Genomic DNA, 21707 nt, shown 5'->3' with positions numbered 1-21707 from the left:
TCTTTATCAGTTTCACGGTGCAGTACCAACCGGTGTCCCCGGTGCCTGTCCTGCAGGAGGCGGAGTCTGTGGCATCTCACCATTATAATCAAAAAGACTACTGTCTAAAGTTGCCGGATCAACACCCTGACCGTTTGGATTAATGAGTTCTCCAACAACCGCCATTCCGGTTCCGTTCTCCTCATCCGTACTTGAATAGCTTGCTTCATCCGAGCTTTCTTCAGTCGATTCAATTTTCTTAATGACAACTGTAGAAGAAGTCTTCTCAGTCTCATCAAAAAAATCCGGATCTGCTAAAAAGCCATCAAGATCATTGCCAATCTGTAGACCGTATTCGGATAAATCCCCGCTGTAATAGGAGGCAGCCACTTCGGAAGTACTTTCCTCAACTGTGGCCTGTCCCCATCCCAAAAGTTCATTTATCTTTTCAGTATTGGCAACATAAACTATGACCAGTACCAGTAAAATAGCGCTGATGATAGTTAGAATTGCCATTCTAAATACTCTTTTGTCCATACTTCACCTCGGCAACTGATTAATGGAAGTTCTGCTCTCGCCTTGCTCGCCAGAACACGTTCGCACTAGCCTCGAAAGAACCTCGGCAAGTACATTAAGGAAGTTCTGCTCTCGCTTTGCTCGCCAGAACACGTTCGCACTAGCCTCGAAAGGACCTCGGCAAGTGCTCACAGCCCCTCAGCAACTTCCTTCAGGTATTTACCATAGTCGGTTTTCATTAAAGGCTCAGCAAGCTTAAGAAGCTGCTCCTTGTCGATAAAGCCTCTCTTATATGCAATTTCCTCAATGCAGGAAATGTAAAGTCCCTGTCTCTTCTGGAACGCGCATACGAAATCTGATGCATCAAGAAGAGAATCATGATTACCTGTATCAAGCCATGCAAAACCACGTCCCATTGTCTCAACGTGAAGCTCGCCCCTGCTTAAGTACTCATTATTGATACTTGTGATTTCAATCTCGCCTCTAGCTGAAGGCTTAACATTAGCTGCTATATCAACGACCTGATTGTCATAGAAATACAGACCAGGTACTGCATAGTTACTCTTTGGATTCTCAGGCTTTTCTTCGATACTTATGGCCTTACCGTTTTCATCAAACTCAACAACGCCATAAGCTCTAGGATCTCTTACATAATAACCAAAGATTGTTGCTCCCTTATCTCTTGCAGCAACTTCTCTGAGAAGCTTTGAAAAGCTCTGACCGTAAAAGATATTGTCGCCAAGAACAAGTGCTACTGAATCGCTTCCGATAAATTTTGCACCGATAATAAATGCATCAGCAAGTCCTCTTGGCTGATCCTGAACTGCATACTCAAAATGCATTCCAAGCTGTGATCCATCACCAAAAAGTTCCTCGAACATAGGAAGGTCTCTTGGAGTTGAAATAATGAGAACGTCTCTGATTCCCGCAAGCATAAGTGTTGAAAGCGGGTAATAAATCATAGGTTTGTCATAAACAGGCATCATCTGTTTAGACATTGCACGTGTAAGTGGATAAAGCCTTGTTCCTGATCCACCGGCTAAAATTATACCTTTCATTAAAACCTCCTAAAAAGGGACGGCAAAAGCTCAATGGCTTTTGCCTGTTCATTTATATTCTTGATTATTTGTTTTTATACATCTTCTCGTAGTACTTCTCGTAGTCTCCAGAAGTAACATTAGCCATCCAGTCCATGTGGTCGAAGTACCACTTAATTGTCTTGCGGATACCTTCTTTGAACATTGTCTCAGGCTCCCAGCCGATCTCTGACTTGATCTTGTCTGGAGCGATAGCGTAACGTCTGTCGTGGCCCTTACGATCTTCTACATATTTGATAAGATCATATGAAAGGTTAGCTTTTCTTGGATCTGAATCATCAAGTTCATCCTTAAGAACATCAATAATTGTCTTAACAATCTCGATATTCTGCTTCTCGTTGTGACCACCAACGTTGTATGTCTCAAAGAGACGGCCCTTTTCCTGAACCATGTCGATTGCTTTAGCGTGATCCTCAACATAGAGCCAGTCACGAACATTCTTGCCATCACCGTATACAGGAAGTGTCTTGCCTGCAAGAGCGTTGTTGATGATAAGTGGAATAAGCTTCTCAGGGAACTGGTAAGGTCCGTAGTTATTTGAACAGTTTGTGATGTTTGCAGGGAACTTATATGTATCCATATAAGCCTTTACAAGCATATCTGAACTTGCCTTACTAGCTGAGTATGGGCTATGTGGTGAATATGGTGTTGTCTCATAGAAGAAAGCTGTTGGGTCATCATCAAGTGATCCGTAAACTTCATCTGTTGAAACATGAAGGAATTTCTTGCCCTCTTTGAATGTTCCATCAGGAAGCTCCCATGCCTTTTTAGCAGCATTAAGCATTGTAGCTGTTCCTAAAACGTTAGTCTGAACAAAGATTTCAGGATTAACGATTGATCTGTCAACATGGCTCTCAGCAGCGAAATGAACAACTCTATCGATATCATTCTCTTCAAAAATCTTGTTGATAGCATCTCTGTCACAGATATTAGCCTTTACAAATGTATAGTTATCTCTGTCCTCGATATCCTTAAGGTTCTCAAGGTTACCTGCATATGTAAGTGCATCAACGTTGATAATTCTGATCTCATTATCATATTTTTTGAACATGTAATGAATGTAGTTAGAACCGATGAATCCGGCTCCACCAGTTACTAAATAAGTTCTCATTTATTTTTCCTCATTTCTTTTTTATCTTCTTTATGTATTACTGCTGTGATAATACGGTCTCAAGAATACATATATATCCCGAGACTCTCTTATCATAGCAGTATATCACAACTTATCAATAAGTAGAAGAGTCCCATGGAATAGCACATGTATCTGGGCTGCGGAAATATCATAGATCCCGTAACCATGCTGTTTATAAACACTCCTGTAATAACAATAAACGCCATCAAAAGAATATCTTCTTTTTTTCTGAGTACTCCTATCCTGAACATCAAAGTCAGATACAAAATGTAAATTATCAGGGAAGCTGTTATAAGTATTTTAGGTGAAATATTTGCCACCGATATAACAAATGCCTTTAACACATTTGCCTTAAATACATAAAAAAACGCTTTTGACTCTCCCTTAAATATTCCCAAAACATCCTTTTTTATAAGCTCTTTCAAAAGAACTTTCTCAACCGCATCCTCTTTTAACTGTGCAGAAACTTCATCCAGATTCGGGAAGTACTCAGCAACATATTCCTCACATATTGGAAGAACAACATCAAATCCTATTACATCATAGCAATCCGCATAGTGAGAAGCCATCGCAACCCAGTCAGAATTGGAAACAGTTGATTCTTCTCCAAGCTCATACCCGGACTTTGCAAAGTCAATTGTAAGCTCCTGTTTGATCAAAACATCATAAATCCTTGTATACAGCTCACTAAGATTCGGATAATCCTCTGAGTCATCATACTTTTCATACAAAGATGCATCTTCAGCCTTTGCTGTATAAAGAACTGTATCAAGCGCCCCTTTACTGTTTCCTGTGTGCTCAACAAAGTGCCCGCGGAGAACATAATTATAGCTTCTGTCTGCAACGCTGATGCAAATAACTGCAAGGATAACAAGTATGAAGGTTTCCACAAATTTCCTGAAATCTCTGGTTCTTTTCCACAAAAGATGCATGACAAATGACAAAAATCCCCAAATGAGAAGAGTTATGAGCATCTGCTTTCTGATGCTGGATATCAGAACACACAGTAGAAAAAGAACTGTCAGATTCCGTTTGCTATAATCCTTTAGCGCCATAAACAGCCTGATGTTAAAAAGTACAAACAACGGCATTGCCAGGCTCTCTGTCATGATGCACTCAGAATACATTGAACCTCTGGCAGCAATAAAACGGTTTAACACACACACTGCTATTTGGAAAAAAACTGCCAAAAAGCCTACAAGTCTTGCTCTTTCTTCGTAGGTGTTATCTCTTGCTACTTTATACGCAAAAAAGCCAAGTCTTGCCGTAGTATACACCCATAATAAACTCTGGATGATAACAGCGCAGAATAAATATGACGGCTGCCCGTACATCTGTCCTGCAAAATCAAAAAATTCAAAAACCTTCCTGATTCCTAAGAGAAACAATGGATAAACAGGTTCTCTGGTGAAATCCATACTCACATAACTCTGTGAATCCACGCACCACACCGTTCCGTCAAGCACTGCAAGGCCCATGAAAAATACCAATGGGAGAATCAGGTATAAAAATATCAATTTTTTATCATTTAATCTTTTTTTCATATATCTGCTTTCAAAATACAAAGTCAGTGGATATTCCTGTTTTGGTACATATCCACACCCGTTTATCAGTAGTAGATATTCATATCTACATTTCCGGAAATACCGGATACTTTTCCTTTTGAAGTGTATTGCCACATATTTACTTTGGAAGCAGAGTATTCCATATCTGACTTGTACTGAGCAAGCCAGATGTTGTAGCTTCCAAGCTGCGAAATATTCATTTTTTCTGTAAACCAGGTCTTGTTGGAGTAGACACCAACTGAATATCCTGCATTTGCAACTGTTCCACAGAATGCCTTGATATTGGCGGTTCTCTGGTCACTACTGATGCCATCACCTCTTCCGTTACTCTTTTCAACATCCAGATAAACAGGGTATGACAGGCTATATCCTTTGATAAGACTGATAACCATGGATGCTTCCTCAACAGCCTCAACTTCATTAACCGCCTGTGAAAAGAAATACACACCAACCTTAAGGCCTGCATCCTGAGCACCTTTTATGTTTGACTTAAACTTGGAGTCCTCAATAAGTGCTCCCTCTGACGAGCCTCTGTATCCACATCTGATAATAACAAAATTCACCCCGGAGTTCTTAACAGCAGCCCAGTCGATATTGCCATTCCACTTGCTGACGTCAATACCCATGATATTGGATGATCCTGCAATTGCTCCATCGCTTTCAAAGGTGTACTTTGCTCCCTGAATGACCTGCTCACCGGTTACAGCATTTCCGTTTTTGTCAAAATAATATGTTTTTCCATCAATAGTCTGCCATCCGGTATATTTATAAGAAGTTGCACCACTTCTCAGATAAAAAGCAGACTCGATATAATAGTCGCCATAATCAGCTTCTATATAATTACCTTCGCTGTCTTTAATGTAAACCTGCTTGCCGTCCTTGGTCTGTAGCTTTTCGGAATTGCTCTTTACAGTAACTGTCACTTTAGCTTCAGCATATCCATCTGCAGTTACAGTAACTGTTGTCTCACCGGTATCCTCACCTTTTATGGTTGTACCATCTACAGAAACCTTTCCGGTATCAGCCGAACTAACATTAAGCGCAATATCAGTACTCTTTGGCTCAATCTTAAAAGTTCTGCCCTTTACAAGAGTTACCCTGGTAATATTTATCGGTGTTGTCTTATTGTCGGACGATGCACTGCCTGCCCCATCGGAGCTTGAACTACTTGAGCTGGCGCTGCTTGAACCTGAACTACTTGAGCTGGCGCTTGAACTGCTTGAACTGCTTGAGCTTGAACTACTTGAGTTTGAACTACTTGAGTTTGAACTACTTGAGTTTGAACTACTTGAGTTTGAACTACCCGCGCTTGAACTGCTGGATGCGCTCTCTTCTTTTTTCACAATAACTTTAACAACTTCCTTCTGATATCCTTCGGCTGTAATAGTTATGTATTCTACGCCCTCGCCAACTGCTGAAATCGTTCCGTCTTCTGAAACCTTTACAAGGTCTGAATCTGATGAAGAATACTTTAGTTCCGAAGGTCCATCAATAATCTCTATCTTGGATGTCTCTCCGATTTTTAAGGTAACATCATACGCTTTTACCTTAAACTCCTTATCTTCCTCTTCAGCATTATCTGAATTTTCTTCAGGTGCTGCTGCAAAAGCCAGGAACATGAACCGGCCAACGCCATTCATGGCACTGCTGGAAGGATCCACAATGCTGCTCTTGTCCACTACCTCATAAATGTAACCACCTTCTCCGCTATCAGTTCCTTCGCTAACTTCACTCTTGGTACTTTCAACCCACTCAACAGTATCTGTAAGGGCTGACTCAACCTTGTCTGCAACAGCTGTATCCTCTTTTGCTACATTTACTTCAGATTCCTTTTTGACTTCACCTGTCACATCAACAGCCTTCATCTCAACTGTGTTTTTAACAGTAACTGATTTGGAGGCTGTATCAATCTTATATTTTTCATATTCACCCGAAAGGACATTGGGAGTGACTGTGTACTTTCCTGCTGTCAGGTCTTTTTTATAGATGATTCCGTCCTGATCATGATCATCATAGGTAACGCTGCCTCCATCCGGATTTACAACCGTTACTGTAAAAGGAGTGCTGGCAACAAGCTTTCCGGTCTTGGAATTCGTAAACTTTATCTTAATGTCACTTTTGATAGTGGTAACAGACATAGAAACGTTTACTGAAGCATTCTCATCCTCTTCCTCGCTGTTTTCTTCCTCTTCGTTTTCCTCATCTTCGGAAATAAGCTGCGCCGCTTCAAGCTTTGCTCTCTGGGCATCCGCCACAGCAATAAGTCCGCTCTCACCTACAATCTCGGTCTCTCCGTAATTTGCACCCACGCTGGCAAAAGAGCTGATTTCGTGATTTTTATCCATGGCTTTCTTGTAGAACACACCTGTAGCCACAGCTCCGGCAATAAGAACGACAAAGATAAGGGCTGCAATTCTCTCAACCGCAGAAGATTCAGTAATTATGCTAAAAAATCCTGATCCGGAATCATCACTTAGCCCTTCTCTTCTATCATGCCAGTCATCATAATCTTCATCATCCTCGTCATATTCATCATGTTCATAGTTTCTGCCGGCATCAATATCCTCTACATTTCTGTAGTCTTCATCACCCTCGTAGAGCTCATCATCCTCATCCTCGTAAGGGTCATCGATCTCAAAAGAATCATCTTCATCCTCATAAGAATTCTCGTTCTCATAGGAATCATCTTCTTCATAATAGTCGCGGTCGTCATCATAGTCTGTGTCATATTCGTCATCATCTATGCCGTCTGTCTCGCGCTCGTATTCCTGATCATCCTCGTAATAATAATCATCCTCTGCATCACCAAAGTCGTCATCATAATCATCCTCAGGATAATCATCATAGTCATCATACTGCTCTTTATAATCTATATCCTCGTCATGACGCTTTGTACGCGAACTTTTCCTGGCAAGCCCCAAACCTCTTTTTAAACTTTTTCTCATACTCTGATCCCTTTAATCGCCATCAGTAACATCCTTTGGCTTAAATCCTTCTTTAATAGTACTTCCGATCAATTCGGTCCTGTTCATCATATCGTGATAACAGGTATTTGGATAGTAGTTGTAGCTGTTTACCTGCTCATCTGTAGAATTATACACTGTAACACCATCCATCTCACAGATGTCAGTTTCTGCATCTTCAAATGGAACAGGCCAGAATATATATCCGTCCTTTGTGTAATTTTGTACAAACTCAATGTCATCCCCGATATAATTGATAATCCATGCTCCAAACAATACTGCCACAGCAATTATTATAGTCAAAAGTCTTATCTGCCATCTGTGGAACATCTCCCCAAAGTAATCCCCCAGAGCGCACATCGGCAACAACAGCAGATATGCCAGGCCGTATCTTATAAATGGTGCCGTCAAAAACCAGAGCGCAACACCGCCCAAAAGAGCTATGTAAAAAACTATCATATCATTTCTAAGTTTGTGATTTCTGTCAACTCTTCTAAGGAAGATTAACGTAACAAGACACATACCGATAGCCTGTGAAAATATAAGAAGCTTACCATAGACCTGCTGCCCTCCCCACCAGATTGGAAGCCACTCTGCAAACGGAAGATCAAGTTTATTTATATCATAAAGAGCCCTTCCCCAGGCAGTAATCTGCTGCGAGTCCGTTTTCACGTACTCAACAGGAATTTTCCAGACCACGTCAAATAAATCTATAGCTGTAACAGGATATATCAGATATCCCGATAAGATCACATTCCTTATCAAAAACGGCAGGAAGGATAAAAATCCCATCAGCACATATATTCCAATCAGATTAAATTTCTTTTGTCTGATCAAAAGAACAAGTGGAACAACAGCAAGTATCACTATTGCCGCTGCAGAAAGCTTCATGCTGACTGTAAAGATTGAAAGCACTGACAAAAAGCCATATACCGCCAGATCCTCCGATTTGTCTGTTTTCTCCTCTGCATGAACAATCCAGGCTGTTAAAATATACATCACCATGTAAAGAGTTCCATAATCCGTGGCCGGGGACTGTAGTCCGCTTAATACAGTCACAGAGTACATGATAATGGCGATTCTTGCCATATCAGAGCCTTTCCAGCCATGGCCTTTGGACCTTATAAGGCCGCTTACCGCGAAACCTGTAAAAATAATCATGAAAAATCCAGTCATGGTATGCAGAGCATACGGCAAAATAAAGCTCATTGTAAACAAAGCACATAAAGCCAGATATGAGCTGTTATAAGCAAAATGAAGCTGGAAATTACCAAGTCCCCTGACACAACCATACTCCTCTAAAAGACGTATAGCCTGAGCATGGTAAATTCCGGTATCGGTATGGAACTGACCTCGGGAAGAATAAAAAGATGCAGTAACAAAAATAATAGAAAATAAGACAAATTTTAATCTGTTGTCATGAACAAGCTGATTCTTAAATATAGGCACTATCTCTTTTCTATATATAAAAAAGCTTGCCAAAGAAGCTATAAACATTATTCCATGACATAGCCCCCCAACCTTATAAAAAATACTGAAATACTCAGCATATACAGTCATACTCATCAGTCCGGTCACTACAATACCGGTAATCCCAAGCGTCTTAAGAGACGGTATAGGAATCACCCTGGATAGCAATTTTAACACTGCGTATCCAAGACTAAAACTTAAACAGAAGATGTAGCACCAACTGATTATTGATATTATCATTATTATTGCTCCTTTTTTCACATACCTCCACACATAAACAAGTAATCCCCTCAAAAAATAATTCTAGCATTTATAAATTGCATCAGCAACCTGACCCAAATTTACCTCTCCCACAAGGTATAGTCATGATCCAAGACATATATAATAAACTTGCCTACTTCAGCAGTACCTAGGATTTCCGGTTCATAATTCTCAAGGAACACATTGAAATCTTCGCTCATAGCTTCAGATACGATATAACAGGTTGCACCCTCCTGCGACTTAACAGGTGGATACCAGGTAGTATCCGAAAGCCACTTGCAGCCGGCCATGTCAGCCATGTTATTAACAGCCCTTACCTTGACAGTATTATTTCCCATAACAGTAATATAATTGGCGTAATCAAATGTTGTATAGCCATATGAATAGCCATTCTCTGCCATCCAGTTATAAGCCTTATATGCATCAGTGTCAAATGAACTGTCATCTCTTATCAATTCACTGTAAAAAACGAAGGCTGAAAATACTCCATAAAAAGAAACAACTAAAAGTAAAGCGGTAAGAATGATTCCTCGTACCAAAGCAAAATCCCGGATCTTTTCTTTTAACTGATGGCTTAAAAGAGCAAAGCCTGTTCCTACCGTAAACAAAAGCATGAGAAAATACCTTCCTGCCACATCTGCAGTAGTGAAAGTCTCAAGAAGTGTGCAGAGAATAAATCCAAACGGAAATACCAGCAAACTCCAGAACCTATATGTATGGTCAGACGAATCAAGCTTATCATCTGAAAGGGCAGCTTTGTAATTTCTAAAGATATCCTCATCAAACGTATTGCCTGCATTCTTTATCAATTTATAAACGCAGATCACATACCCTGCTATTGAAGCTGTAACAATCAGAATCGCCAAAACCGGTAGTCTATTGAAACTAAGAGCATTTGCAATAGTAGGACAAACCTCGCCTATAAACTTTTCAAAAGCATGTCTTATATTTCTGCCGGCGCCGAAATTGTTTGAGCCAAAAAACTTTGTACTGCCATAAGAAGCTGCAAACAAAACAAATACCCAGATCATAATGAATATATTGTTCTGCTCCTCTTCTTTTGCCCAAAATACTATTCTCCTGATAACTTCAGTTACAATAAGCGGAATATAGCAGAACAGGCAGGCATGCATTCCCTGCATACCATTGGTCATGGCAATAACAAGTGATAGAATAACAGTCCACCATGACAATTTGTTTTCTTTTAACCATTTATTATAAAAAATAAGTATAAGAAAAAGAGTTATGGCATGACTTACATAATAAGATGCGTATAAAAACAGCATTCTCTGAAATTCATCTGCCGAATTGGTCAAAGACATAACGATTACCAAAACCGATAGTATCTGAACAGGAGCAAAACCTATCTGCCAAAAATATAAGACCATAACGGCAAGCAGCAAAATCATCATTATCACGCATGAAATACCTGCAGCAAGATTGGCATTATGTGCCACAAGAGGATAAATAAACGCCGCAACATTCGGAACAGATATAACTCTGACTGCAGTTGATGCGTACCAGGTTGATGGCTGAATAAATCCATTGTCGTATATCACCGCTCCCAAAAGAGTTTCCGAAGCAATGTCCGCTTCCATCCTGGCTGTATAATGAAAAATATTGGCATCGATAAACACAAACAAAAGCGCAAGAAATACCACTGCCAGGATGGCGGTGATAATCCTTGCGATTACTGTGTTTATCTCCATCTTACGTTTTGTTTTCAAAATCCCCTCCGATAAACTTTTATCCAAGTGCATAAAAAACTGCTATTCCGGCAATAATAAAAACCATACCTGTAAGCTTTCTGGCTGTCACTTTTTCTTTAAAGAAAAATCTGGACATGAACATAACTATAATATATCCCACAGGTTCCATTACGACCACGCCCATGTAGCCAAGTCCGTCATAGCAAAAAATCGAAATTATCATGGACAGCACTAAAAGTCCATATCCCCCAATAACAAGACCATTTAAGTACTCTCTGATAAATGATGAATACTTTCTTCCTGCGCTTTGTTTTAATAACATCTGAGATGTTGAAGCTATAAACTCAGCTATGATCATAAGGAAAAAGTAAATGTTAATCATCTTCGCCTTCTCCTTTCACAGCGCCTGAATTCATAATCATAACTCCAATCACTACTAATAATACTCCCACAACCTTAAATGGAGTTATACCCTGACTGAAGATTATGAAATTCCAAAGCATTGACCACATAAGTGTCAGAGCCTTGTTGGCATAAGCTACAGAGAGCTGAAATCTCTTTATCATCTGCTGCCAGATAAGAGCATAGGCAGCCAGGATTACAAACTCAAGTCCAAAAAACAAAATATATCCGGTTGATAAAAACTCATATTTTGAAGCCAGATTAGCTGCAACAGTAGATAATGAATAAACTACCACTGCGCTCTGCAAAAGCAGAATATCTGCTATACTAATTCTTTTTTTCATAATTCCTCTCAATTACCGTAGTCTGGATAGATGACTCTCACAAAGTGATCTGCCATATATGCATTACAGTCTGCATTCACATGAACGTTGTCCAGAAGCCATGTAGAACTGTTATCCTCATCAATCGTGCCATAATAGTTATCCACAAAAGAAACTCCTGTTGCTCCGGAAACATCAATCATAAACTGCAGGTAAGTCGTAAGCTTACCATTTCCAAAATCATATCTGTCTCCGCTCACAAGCTGACCTGATGAATCATAGGCATAACACATAGGGAAAGACATGCAAACAATCCTAATAAATGGATACTTTTCCTGAATAAGCTTAATACCTGCATTAAGAGCACCGCTAAAAGTAACCGTATCGCTGTCGTTGTCAGGATTCATACCAATTCTGAGATTAAGATAATCCTGTGCGTTGTAGAAAATAACCAGTGTATCAACAGTATTAAAATCAAGTCCATCTAAAACTTCAGCACTCTTATCATATCTTGAATCTTCAAAAAGAGTTGCCTTCTCAATAAGCTGATCAAAGTCACCATCATATATGCACTTTGCAACATTGTAAAAGCTAAAGGCATCAAGAGCATAATCATCTGCATATTCAGCATTTTTTAGCGCAACTGTCGAAGCCGGAAATCCTGCATTTATGCAGTTCGAACCAGCAAGCTTTGACTGAACCTGACTTGTTACTCCTGTTTCAGATGTATCATAGGTAAGCGAATCATTGCCAAGAAAAAGAATTGTCTCTGTCTCATCCGCTTCATGACCGGCCTTTTTATCCTCTGATAAAAGGAATATCTGATCAAGTACTTCTATCTCGTAGCTCTCGCCTGTTACACCTTCAGTCCTTGCTGTTCCCTGATTCCATCTCCAAAGCTTGAACCCTGAAAAGGCTAAAACACCCACAATTATTGCAATTAGCAGAATATGTACCCACATAGGTATCTTAATTGCTTTCTTATTTGTATCTGACATATTAAACCTCTATTATTCCGAACATTTTAATTTGTTAATGATATCAATGCTAAGAGCAAAGTATGCAGCCAAATATACGACCGACATAACTACAAATGGTACTCCATCAATTATATCAAAGTCAAACAGATAATAATTATACACAAGCATAGAGCACAAATTAATAGCTATAACCGCAGGTATCATTTTCCTGTTAAACATTATGGTTACCGCTGTCATAATAATCACTCCGGCATAATCATACCTTTCATGCATTGCAGGTAAGAACAGATAGCAGGTCAAAATCGACCATCCCGCCAGCATAAGAGCTTTTTTATTTGTGACATTATCTCTGTGCTCAAATACATACAAAAGCGCAAATGCAAAAATAGAAATTGCCAGAATAATTGCCGGAATCCCAAAAACATCATAGCTTGTAAAGCCTAATCTATAAAGTGAGTTTGAGAGCCAGGTCATTTCATTGTATCCGCTGTTTTGCCTTAAATAAACAGAATAAGTTTCCCTTATCCCTCTCTGTGCCATAACACAAGGTATACCGGCAACAACGTACATAACAGGTATCCACACAAACTGCACAACACTATAGTTCTTTTTCACAAAATACATAATGATGTAGAAAGGAATAATGAAGATAATCTGCAGTTTAAAAGTAAAACCTATAGCCAAAAGAATCAACGCACGCCTTGTTCTATCTGAAAAATAGTAATAAAGCCCCGCTAAAATAAACGCTGTGTAAATTGCGTCACACTGTTTCCACAATGCTCCATTCATGATTGCTACTGGTAAAAAGAGCATGCTTACTGAAACTATAACAGCCTGTTTTTGAGTCTTGCTATCATTACTTCCTGCCGCAAGCATAAGTAACTTATATAAATAATAAGCACCTATATACTCCGCTGCACATGAAGTAATGGCAATCCAGAGCCATGGCTCACCCGGAATTCTTGCAACTATGTCAAGAAATATATTGTAGGGAACATAATAATTACCAATGGTTCGCTCTAAACCGCCCCAAAAGCTGAGACTTTTGTACTCATTGATCCATGACAGAAGCGTCACATTATAGTCACCTGAAATAGTTTGCGGAGCAAGATAAATTCTCATCAGCACAGAAAACAGCAATAGCGCGCCAATACATATCTGAAACATATTTTTCTGAAAAAAATCCGTTATAAATTCGTCTATCTTATAGCGTTTCATTTCACTTCCCCAATCAGTCCTCTCTGATATTTGTTATAGAATTAAGACCATATGCCCAAGCAACAGCCTGATTGATCCTTCCATCTGTCTCCTCTAACAAAAAGAATGAATAGTAGTTCTCAATTCCATCAGGATTCAAGGCTACATCTACAACAACATCCTCTCCCTGATGATTGACAAAATCCTCTATCATTGCTCTTGTTTCATCGTAATGATCCTGAAATTCATGTCTATGTAATTGAGCTGCCTGCTGATATAACTTATAACTTCTTACATTAAATCCTGAAAGGACATTAGCAAGAACACATACCAAAACCAGTAACACTAAAACAGCTTTTTGGTTTTCTTTATTCACTGCCTTATTTATCGCTGTTCCAAGCATAATGCCAAGATTGGCCGATGAATAAATAAATGCAAACAGACCAACATAAACGCACCTTGGAGGCATCCATGGAACATTATATCCTGTAACAACAGGGAAAATCACAGCAAATGGTGAAAATATCGCAAATACGCCTGAAATGATCCATGCTTTTACATTAACCGTCAGCCTGTCAGCCATTAAAAATCCACATATTACAAACAATAAAAAAACAGCTAAATAGTTCGTTCTTTCGTCATGTCCAAAGAGCCATTTCACATTGGACCACCATACATTAAAGGTATCTCCAATTGATCTTAAAAGATTAAGTTCTCCTTCGCTTGACTGTCTGACAAAATTTCCCGGAGCAACTGCATTTATAAGCGCTCCGGCAAAAGAAACACCAAACATTATCATATTGCTTTTGGATACTTTCCCGTTCTTAACCGAATAATAGATCAAAAGGCAAAGCAGCAGATAGCACGCAGTACCTGTTATTGCAAGAGATGCTCCGACTGCACAGAATCCGAAAATGCAGGATAATATCACCCATTTATTCCCTTTAGCATTTTCTCTGTTTGCCAGCATGAAAGCTGTAGCTGATATAAGCATAAGTGAAAAAGGGAAAGTATAAACTGATGCACCGACCCACCACTCATAAATCTCTGCAAATGACTCATACTGAGTCATTGCAAACACGACTCCCGCCATTACTAAAGCTTTAATATAAAGCGGTATCTTTCCAATTCCATCCAGGAATGTATTAACAAACCACAACAGCGTTATGAATACAAGTGATGAGTTCAAAACCATCCAAAAGCGAAGCATTGGAAATCCGCCATGTGTCACCGGTGTAAAAAATACACCAAAAAACTCTGAAAAATATGTTCCCTGATGCGTCATATAAACCCATGCTGCATATTTACAGGATAAAATAAAGTTTTGAAGAAGTGATACGCCTTTTACTCCGGCATCCTGCGCATACCAATAATCATCAGAGACAAAAACCGAAAACCACGAAACTGCAATAACAGCTCCCGCCATAAGTACTATTCCTAAAATTGCCGCTATGGCAATCAACCTTTTAGCTGCTTTTTTCATAACACCTTAAATCCTTTTACCATTCTTTATTAATTAATTCATCAAAATCAAATGCTGCTATCATGTCCCTCATTTTGCCAAGTTCACTCTTCATTTCTTCTGATGAATGTATCTCATAACTCCCATCCTTAAAGCATTCTACCATAAATCTGTTAATGTCGGGCTTATAATGTGAATAGTCCGCATAGTTGTTAAGATCCAGTATTTCAGGCATGGTCTGGAAATAGAACAAATGCACATTGTCATACTCAAGGAGTCTGTCAGCAACATAACTGTACTGATTAAATGTAGCCTCAAATGTATTTTCCTGCATTACATTGTGCCAGTATAAAATGCTGTATGGCGGGAAAAAGAAATAAAACTGTGTATCAGGATTATTTTCCACAAAAGGAAGAATATTTACCTCAAGGTTTTCTTTCGTTTGAGGCAAAAAAGCATCTGCTGCCGTCTCTTTTTCCACATACTCCGGTTCATCATAGTTATGCATTACCCACTGAATATTATAATAATCAGGTGTCCACCAGCTTGCATATATTTCTGACAGATCAGATCCCTGCCCCTGAATCATTGGTCGCATAATGTACTGCAAAAGTACATCCTTATTTAGCAGATATTTCACATCGTTCAGGTAGTTCTTATCATACAGATATTCCGGAAGCGGATACTTTGTAGTCTTAATATCAGCAGTCATAGTTGGAATATCCATAGCAAAAAACACAGCTTTTACATCACCATTCTTTCTGGCATATGTATCCTTATCAAAAACAATCGATAAAATGTTGTAGTCATCCTTAGGATACGCTCCACTATAGCTGAGCTTAATTGTATTCACATTAAGTAACTCTTTAAAATCATCTGTATCAAAATTAACTGTCATAGATGAACCGATGATGCATCCCTCATATTCCATGTTTTTGGCCATACCGGGATTCTGACTAAGCTGATTGTCCACCACATACGGAAAGCCCTTAAGCGGCGCATGATAGTGAAAAAAAGGATCCACATAGATCACTACCGCACTGCAAATGGAGAACGCCGCTAATACCAATACTATTAACACTATAAATTGTTTTCTAAACCTGTTTTTTTTATCCATCAAATTAACTATCCCCAAACCAGATAATCTCAAAAATTTAAAATAACACTATAATTTCCACTCTCATCAGAAATTCATATAAAGAAACGTGCTTACTCCTCCGAAGCTAAGCACACACCATACCAGCAAAAGAGCTGTCAAAAGAGTGGTAAAAATACCTATTCTGCACTCTTTCGCATAATTTATGGCACTCTTTCCAAAGAACACAATAACAACAGATGCAGCAAGGAACAGCCACATGCACATATCCCACGCAAAATTAAAATTCACTATTGGAGTAAGCTTAAAAACATACCAAATCTCATCAAGTCTGAAATAGTTGGCAAAATCACTGTAGTATGGTCTGATTCCGCCACTAAACATACGCTTAAACAGAAGTAATGCGTCAGAAATTGTGTTCGCCCTAAAAAATACCCAGGCGGCTGTGACATAGATGAATGTGAAGAGACGTTTTCCACATTTTTTTAGAAAGACAAGTGTTTTGTCCACAGCGCTCTGCATTTCATTGTGGTTTTCTTTGTGGTTTTCTCTTTGATTTTCATCCAGTTTTGTGGATAATCCATCTGCTTTTTTTCCGACAGTCAGATTAGTAGTCGCTCTTGTTATTGCATTTAGAGCACCATGCATAGCTCCCCAGACTATAAATGTCCAGCCGCTTCCATGCCAGAGCCCACTTACAAGGAAAACTATCATGATATTTGCATAGGTCCTGACAAGGCCTTTCCTGCTGCCTCCAAGCGGAATGTAGATATATCCGGTAAAAAACTTTGTGAGAGTAATATGCCACCTGTTCCAAAAATCAATTATATTTACTGCTTTGTATGGAGAATCAAAGTTAAGACTAAGTTCAAACCCTAAAATCATGCAGATTCCACCGGCCACATCGCAATATCCGCTAAAATCAAAATAAAGCTGAAATGAATAAAATACTGCAACAAGAACTGCTTCCCACCAGCCCAGAGTTGCAAGACTGTTATAACCATAATCCACAGCCTGTCCGATAGTATCAGCAAGGATAACCTTTTTAAACAGTCCCAGAGAAATAAGAAGAAGTCCCCTCATTACCATTTCCCAATCGAGACTCTTTTTCGCTGACTCTTTTAACTGACAGGCAAAATCATCATACCTCATTAAAGGGCCCTGAAGAAGTTTTGGGAAAAACAGAATGTAAGAAAGATACTCTAATAGATCAAACTTTTCTATGTCTCCACGATAGAAATCCACAAGATAGGATATCTGATTAAAAGTATAAAAACTAATGGCAATCGGAAAGAATACGCCACTGAACTTAAAGAAAAGAAGACTAAGTATATTTAAGCAGATTCCAATTGCCAATATCTTTTTATTAAAACCACCGCCCTTGTCTTTTCCAATTGTTCCAAGCTTAAAACCACGGAAAAAACAAGCGTTAATCACAATGCTTGCTGCAAGGACCATGAGATTCTTTACTCCAAAAAGCGCATAAAAAACTAATGAGCCTGCAATTATCCACAAATTGCACAGTCTCATTAGTTTCTCATCATCTCTATAGAAATGTCTTATCAGAAAGTACCCAATAATAAACACCGGCATAAAAGCCAGCAAAAACTCATAAGAATTAAATAACATAACTCCCCTTACTTAAGCCACTCACTTCTCTTACTCATAAGAAGTGCCTTAAAAATATCGATGTCATCTACTGTTGTGAGCTTGATATTCTTTTCAGAACCTTGTGAAAAATACACCTTTTTTCCCATCTCGATCATAAGAGTACAGGAAGCAACTGAAGCAGTGATTCCCTTTTCAAGAGCCTTTCTGTGAAGATCACAGATTTCCCCTATTTTAAAGCCCTGCGGAGTCTGAGTTCTCTTTAATTTATCCCTTGAGTAAGACTGTTCAGATACTACTCCGTCGTCTGTTGTAAGCATAGCCTCTGCACAAGGAATAGCAGTTATAGCATTACCATACTGTTTTGTTTTCATGATACAGTCTGATATGATCTCTGCTGAAACCATAGGTCTGATGGCATCATGTATAAGAACAATGTCATCTTTATCAAAAAACTTCTCCAACTCATAAACTCCATTTCGAATTGAGCCCTGTCCGTTTTCTCCGCCTTTGACCACATGCTCAAGCTTTGTTATATTAAACTGCCTGGCATAAGCCAAAAGCATCTGCTCCCATCCATCTACACAGACAACTGCAATTGAATCTATCTCCGGATGGTTCTGAAATGCCTCCAAAGTATATACAATAACCGGCTTTTCATTTACCGTCAGAAACTGTTTTGGAATATCCTGATGCATTCTGGCTCCTGTGCCACCTGCAATGATCAGTGCTACAGTTTTCATAATCTAACCTCTTTTCGTAACCAAGAATTAAAATATCTAAAAAACAAGATCAGTCTTTAATTATATTAACATGCATAGGCACTTGCTTTTCCTTTGGAGGAAGCGCCATATAATTTCCATATGTCTTTTTTAGCCACTTATCATGGAGCTTGGGAATAGGGAATTCTTTTCCCCTGATAAGAGCTGTATCAGGGCCATACACTAAGTGCTCCACGTCAAAGTCAAGTCCCCAGTACCTTGGATCCGGCTGTTCATTAGATATAAACAGTACTTTTTTACCATCATAGAACTTATCGTCACTGCCTTTTGAAAGTCTGGCAATTCCGCCCTGAATCTGGAGCCCAACATACTTCCCTGCAATCTTTTTAAACGGAATCATTTTTCCAATACTTGCAAGCAAAAATGCCACCACCTTCATAACTCCATTGAACTTACTGTAGTCAACATAGGGCCTGTGTCCCATAGCAAGGGCATATAAAAGTTTCATCTTTGTAAGCTGCCACTTGTGATTGTCTGCCTCTATATCAAAAACAAACAAATCAAGAGTTGGATGAGAATACCTGTTATTATAAAAATCCTCAGCTCCGAATGTGGTACCTTCATATGTCAGATCCATATCTGCAATCTTGCTGATAAAATCGAAGAACTGTGGATATCTCTCAAATCTGAGCAGCTTAAATCTGGGATTAGCTTCTTTCTCAAATGCATCAAGAAATCTCTCATAATCCTCTCTCAAAAATAAAATATCCACATCATCATCCCATGGAATAAAATCCTGGTGCCTCACTGCTCCAAGGAATGTTCCTCCATGCAGAAAATACTGTATATCATACTTTTTACAAATCCTGTCAACTTCAGAGAGCATGGCAAAATCTGATTCATGCACTCTGTCTAAATAATCCTGTACTTCTTTTTCCATAAAACTTAAAACACTGCTTCCTTTATTTCCTTAATTGGTAATCCCCAAATCCTCATACATGTAGTTTATTATATACCCTGCTCTTTCCCTGAAAAAGGTATCTATAAGTCCGATATCCTGCCCATAGTCATCATCATCATAAGGAGCTTCATACTCCTCATTAAGCGGATATTCCTCCAGCCACACATCTCCCCTGAATCTGTTGTTGGACTTAACCGTGGCATTCCAGTAAACCGATGCCATTTTCCAGAGCTTTTCTGAAACAATGTCATAATTAAAATTCGTTTCCGCAATCTCGATAAAAGAACTAATAAACCTTTCCTTGAATTCATCATTTTTTATAAGCGATGAAAAAAGTTCATCTCCGTCAAGAGGATTAACGTCATAATAATTTCCCGTCATAAAAGAATCTATATCCGGCGTGTTGCAACCAATATTCATATTGCAGGTATCATCAAGGTCAAATAACAGCCATCTCCACTTGCAATCTTCATACTCGCCATCTCCATAATTACGGCTTCTCCATACTGCGTAATTATTTTCGATAGTGTCACCGTTTCCCAAATAAATCTCTATAGAATAGTAGTCTATAAGACTCTGAATGTCTATCATTTGCTCTACTTTCCTATAGTTTTCCTCTATAGACATGTCATTTCTTGAAACAAAAGAAACCATTTCATCATAAAGAGCTACATCTTCAAGATTATCCGTTCTTGTCTCACCATTTTTAATAATTATTGTATTATCAGTCTTTACTCCATAATACTCTTCTATATAGCTCGTACCTATGGTTTCCTGCAGATTATAAAGTCCCCAGTATTCACAATTTAGAAAAACTGCGCAGGGAATTGCTCTTTGAGTTCCCACATCTCTGTTTTCAACCAGGGACTGACAAAAAACATCCCGTATCTTTGTAACAAATGTGTCTGTAGAACCACCGGCCCTTAACATGAGCTTGTCATATTCATTTCCGTTTCCAAAAAAGTCATAGTCAAAAGAAGCAGCGCCATCGTACTCTTCTCTTGCATAAATCTGAAAATTCTTTTGATTCTGCTGCCTTGTCCATCCACCATGAATACGTATCCCCGCGGTCTTTTCATAAACCTTTTCATGGTCAGATGAAAAGAATTCCAAATTAACTTCTCTTTCCCAACCACGACCTTTTTTAGAATAATTGTAAAAGGCTGTAGAATCACCACTGTATGTACTTAAATCATACTTTTTTTCAAATAATTCTCTTACCCTTCCGAATACATATATACCATTATCGTAACCAAAAAAATCTTCAGGTGAAACCGAGAGGGATATCAAGGAAATGCCTTCATAATCCTCCTCGTCAAGCCCTACAAAATATGTCTCAGATGTAATCCTGCTTGATCCAGTTTCTGATATAGCAACTGCTTTTACAACAGTACATTTATCAACAGGATAATCAGGATGCCATTCGTTTTCCGAAGAAATCCCATCAATTGCAGAATAAATATTGGGTTCTTCAGACCGGTTGTTTATTTCGATGGCACCACAATACTTTGTTGAATTCTCATCGGGATCACTACCATCCAAAGTATAATATATTTCCCCTTCGTCCGAGAAAAGTTCAAGTTCAAAACCTTCAGTATACCATCCCCCAGAGACGGAAAATAACGGCTCGGAAATCGTTGCAATTTCAGCATTGTTCACTTCATCTTCTACATAATATGGCGATGGATCCGAAACCTTGTATTCCAGCATATTATTCTTGCTAATTGCCAAAGACATATTCTTAGCTAAATCTTCAGAAACAGCCACACTGCTCACAACTGCTCCCGACATATCAGTTAATATGCACATTTCCCCATTAGAAAGTTTAAACTCACTGCAGTGCAAATCTACAGGAACATAATCCTCTCTGTATGCCAAAGAATCATCACCATTTGCACTGCACCATACAATGATACACTGCCCGGCAGGAATCAATATATCAGGAAAAACAAATTTTGACAGCTTTTTAGAATTGTCCGATAGACCATACCCTGCAAGATTGATATCCACATCTGAACAATTGTACAGTTCGATATAATCCGCGCCATAATCACCGTTATCGTCATAAGCAGCAGTTGAATTACCGGCACATATTTCACTTATGATAATCTTAGGGTGATTTTCGTCTCTGTCTTTAGAAACAAATATAATCAACACAACTGCCAAAAGTATTCCTATTATAAAAATCAGCTGACTTTTCTTTTTACTCATAAACTATTTCTTCCAAGGACTTTCGATATACTCAGATTACAGCCTTCAATGTA

General features: G+C 38.8%; 17 protein-coding genes. All 17 read right to left on the bottom strand.

Going from position 1 to position 21707, the window contains the following annotated elements:
• Positions 1-12: 12 nt before the first annotated feature.
• The 17 genes from BM146_RS11740 to BM146_RS11660 all read right to left on the bottom strand — a co-directional run bounded on the left by BM146_RS11740 (position 13) and on the right by BM146_RS11660 (position 21654).
• Positions 13-516 carry a hypothetical protein gene (locus BM146_RS11740; protein WP_074889084.1) on the bottom strand — a complete coding sequence of 168 codons (504 nt, stop codon included), beginning with the start codon at positions 514-516 and terminating at the stop codon, positions 13-15.
• A 167-nt stretch (positions 517-683) separates the two neighbouring features.
• Positions 684-1553: a glucose-1-phosphate thymidylyltransferase RfbA gene (gene rfbA, locus BM146_RS11735; protein WP_074889080.1), complete on the bottom strand. Its 870-nt coding sequence runs from the start codon at positions 1551-1553 to the stop codon at positions 684-686.
• Between the two features lie 64 nt (positions 1554-1617).
• The gene (gene rfbB, locus BM146_RS11730) at positions 1618-2703 is read right to left on the bottom strand and encodes a dTDP-glucose 4,6-dehydratase (protein ID WP_074889077.1); all 1086 of its coding nucleotides are present in this window, start codon (positions 2701-2703) and stop codon (positions 1618-1620) included.
• 92 nt (positions 2704-2795) lie between these two features.
• Entirely contained in the window at positions 2796-4268 is a 1473-nt protein-coding gene (locus tag BM146_RS11725; RefSeq protein WP_074889074.1) for a hypothetical protein, read from the bottom strand.
• A 65-nt stretch (positions 4269-4333) separates the two neighbouring features.
• The gene (locus tag BM146_RS11720) at positions 4334-7234 is read right to left on the bottom strand and encodes a GH25 family lysozyme (RefSeq protein WP_074889071.1); all 2901 of its coding nucleotides are present in this window, start codon (positions 7232-7234) and stop codon (positions 4334-4336) included.
• Between the two features lie 12 nt (positions 7235-7246).
• Positions 7247-8962 carry an LIC_10190 family membrane protein gene (locus BM146_RS11715; RefSeq protein WP_074889068.1) on the bottom strand — a complete coding sequence of 572 codons (1716 nt, stop codon included), beginning with the start codon at positions 8960-8962 and terminating at the stop codon, positions 7247-7249.
• Positions 8963-9063: 101 nt separating this feature from the next.
• Positions 9064-10710, bottom strand: coding sequence for a hypothetical protein (locus tag BM146_RS11710; RefSeq protein ID WP_074889064.1), 1647 nt, complete (start codon positions 10708-10710; stop codon positions 9064-9066).
• A 19-nt stretch (positions 10711-10729) separates the two neighbouring features.
• A complete protein-coding gene (locus BM146_RS11705) occupies positions 10730-11074 on the bottom strand; it encodes a multidrug ABC transporter (RefSeq protein WP_074889061.1) in 345 nt (114 codons plus the stop codon).
• Positions 11067-11438, bottom strand: coding sequence for a transporter (locus BM146_RS11700; protein WP_074889058.1), 372 nt, complete (start codon positions 11436-11438; stop codon positions 11067-11069). Before BM146_RS11700 ends, BM146_RS11705 begins: the two co-directional genes overlap by 8 nt.
• An 8-nt stretch (positions 11439-11446) precedes the next feature.
• Positions 11447-12415, bottom strand: coding sequence for a hypothetical protein (locus BM146_RS11695; RefSeq protein ID WP_074889055.1), 969 nt, complete (start codon positions 12413-12415; stop codon positions 11447-11449).
• A gap of 12 nt (positions 12416-12427) precedes the next feature.
• A complete protein-coding gene (locus BM146_RS11690; protein WP_074889052.1) occupies positions 12428-13615 on the bottom strand; it encodes a hypothetical protein in 1188 nt (395 codons plus the stop codon).
• Positions 13616-13628: 13 nt separating this feature from the next.
• Positions 13629-15077 carry a DUF6056 family protein gene (locus BM146_RS11685; RefSeq protein ID WP_074889049.1) on the bottom strand — a complete coding sequence of 483 codons (1449 nt, stop codon included), beginning with the start codon at positions 15075-15077 and terminating at the stop codon, positions 13629-13631.
• Between the two features lie 16 nt (positions 15078-15093).
• Positions 15094-16173, bottom strand: coding sequence for a hypothetical protein (locus BM146_RS11680; protein ID WP_074889045.1), 1080 nt, complete (start codon positions 16171-16173; stop codon positions 15094-15096).
• A gap of 66 nt (positions 16174-16239) precedes the next feature.
• The gene (locus BM146_RS11675) at positions 16240-17781 is read right to left on the bottom strand and encodes an MBOAT family O-acyltransferase (protein ID WP_074889042.1); all 1542 of its coding nucleotides are present in this window, start codon (positions 17779-17781) and stop codon (positions 16240-16242) included.
• 8 nt (positions 17782-17789) lie between these two features.
• Positions 17790-18503, bottom strand: a complete 714-nt coding sequence (locus BM146_RS11670; protein WP_074889039.1) for an IspD/TarI family cytidylyltransferase — start codon at positions 18501-18503, stop codon at positions 17790-17792.
• Positions 18504-18552: 49 nt separating this feature from the next.
• A complete protein-coding gene (locus BM146_RS11665; RefSeq protein ID WP_074889034.1) occupies positions 18553-19422 on the bottom strand; it encodes a LicD family protein in 870 nt (289 codons plus the stop codon).
• A 30-nt stretch (positions 19423-19452) separates the two neighbouring features.
• Positions 19453-21654 carry a CotH kinase family protein gene (locus tag BM146_RS11660; protein ID WP_074889031.1) on the bottom strand — a complete coding sequence of 734 codons (2202 nt, stop codon included), beginning with the start codon at positions 21652-21654 and terminating at the stop codon, positions 19453-19455.
• Between the last annotated feature and the right edge of the window lie 53 nt (positions 21655-21707).

Source organism: Butyrivibrio proteoclasticus (assembly GCF_900115735.1).
GTDB classification, from domain to species: Bacteria; Bacillota; Clostridia; order Lachnospirales; family Lachnospiraceae; genus Butyrivibrio; species Butyrivibrio proteoclasticus_B.
This window is presented reverse-complemented; position numbering and strand designations above follow the sequence as displayed.

Bases quoted from the DNA above. Each gene is read 5' to 3' on its own strand.
- BM146_RS11740 (WP_074889084.1), bottom strand. From the start codon at position 516: ATGGACAAAAGAGTATTTAGAATGGCAATTCTAACTATCATCAGCGCT.
- rfbA (WP_074889080.1), bottom strand. From the start codon at position 1,553: ATGAAAGGTATAATTTTAGCCGGTGGATCAGGAACAAGGCTTTATCCA.
- rfbB (WP_074889077.1), bottom strand. From the start codon at position 2,703: ATGAGAACTTATTTAGTAACTGGTGGAGCCGGATTCATCGGTTCTAAC.
- BM146_RS11725 (WP_074889074.1), bottom strand. From the start codon at position 4,268: ATGAAAAAAAGATTAAATGATAAAAAATTGATATTTTTATACCTGATT.
- BM146_RS11720 (WP_074889071.1), bottom strand. From the start codon at position 7,234: ATGAGAAAAAGTTTAAAAAGAGGTTTGGGGCTTGCCAGGAAAAGTTCG.
- BM146_RS11715 (WP_074889068.1), bottom strand. From the start codon at position 8,962: ATGATAATATCAATAATCAGTTGGTGCTACATCTTCTGTTTAAGTTTT.
- BM146_RS11705 (WP_074889061.1), bottom strand. From the start codon at position 11,074: ATGATTAACATTTACTTTTTCCTTATGATCATAGCTGAGTTTATAGCT.
- BM146_RS11700 (WP_074889058.1), bottom strand. From the start codon at position 11,438: ATGAAAAAAAGAATTAGTATAGCAGATATTCTGCTTTTGCAGAGCGCA.
- BM146_RS11695 (WP_074889055.1), bottom strand. From the start codon at position 12,415: ATGTCAGATACAAATAAGAAAGCAATTAAGATACCTATGTGGGTACAT.
- BM146_RS11690 (WP_074889052.1), bottom strand. From the start codon at position 13,615: ATGAAACGCTATAAGATAGACGAATTTATAACGGATTTTTTTCAGAAA.
- BM146_RS11685 (WP_074889049.1), bottom strand. From the start codon at position 15,077: ATGAAAAAAGCAGCTAAAAGGTTGATTGCCATAGCGGCAATTTTAGGA.
- BM146_RS11680 (WP_074889045.1), bottom strand. From the start codon at position 16,173: ATGGATAAAAAAAACAGGTTTAGAAAACAATTTATAGTGTTAATAGTA.
- BM146_RS11675 (WP_074889042.1), bottom strand. From the start codon at position 17,781: ATGTTATTTAATTCTTATGAGTTTTTGCTGGCTTTTATGCCGGTGTTT.
- BM146_RS11670 (WP_074889039.1), bottom strand. From the start codon at position 18,503: ATGAAAACTGTAGCACTGATCATTGCAGGTGGCACAGGAGCCAGAATG.
- BM146_RS11665 (WP_074889034.1), bottom strand. From the start codon at position 19,422: ATGGAAAAAGAAGTACAGGATTATTTAGACAGAGTGCATGAATCAGAT.
- BM146_RS11660 (WP_074889031.1), bottom strand. From the start codon at position 21,654: ATGAGTAAAAAGAAAAGTCAGCTGATTTTTATAATAGGAATACTTTTG.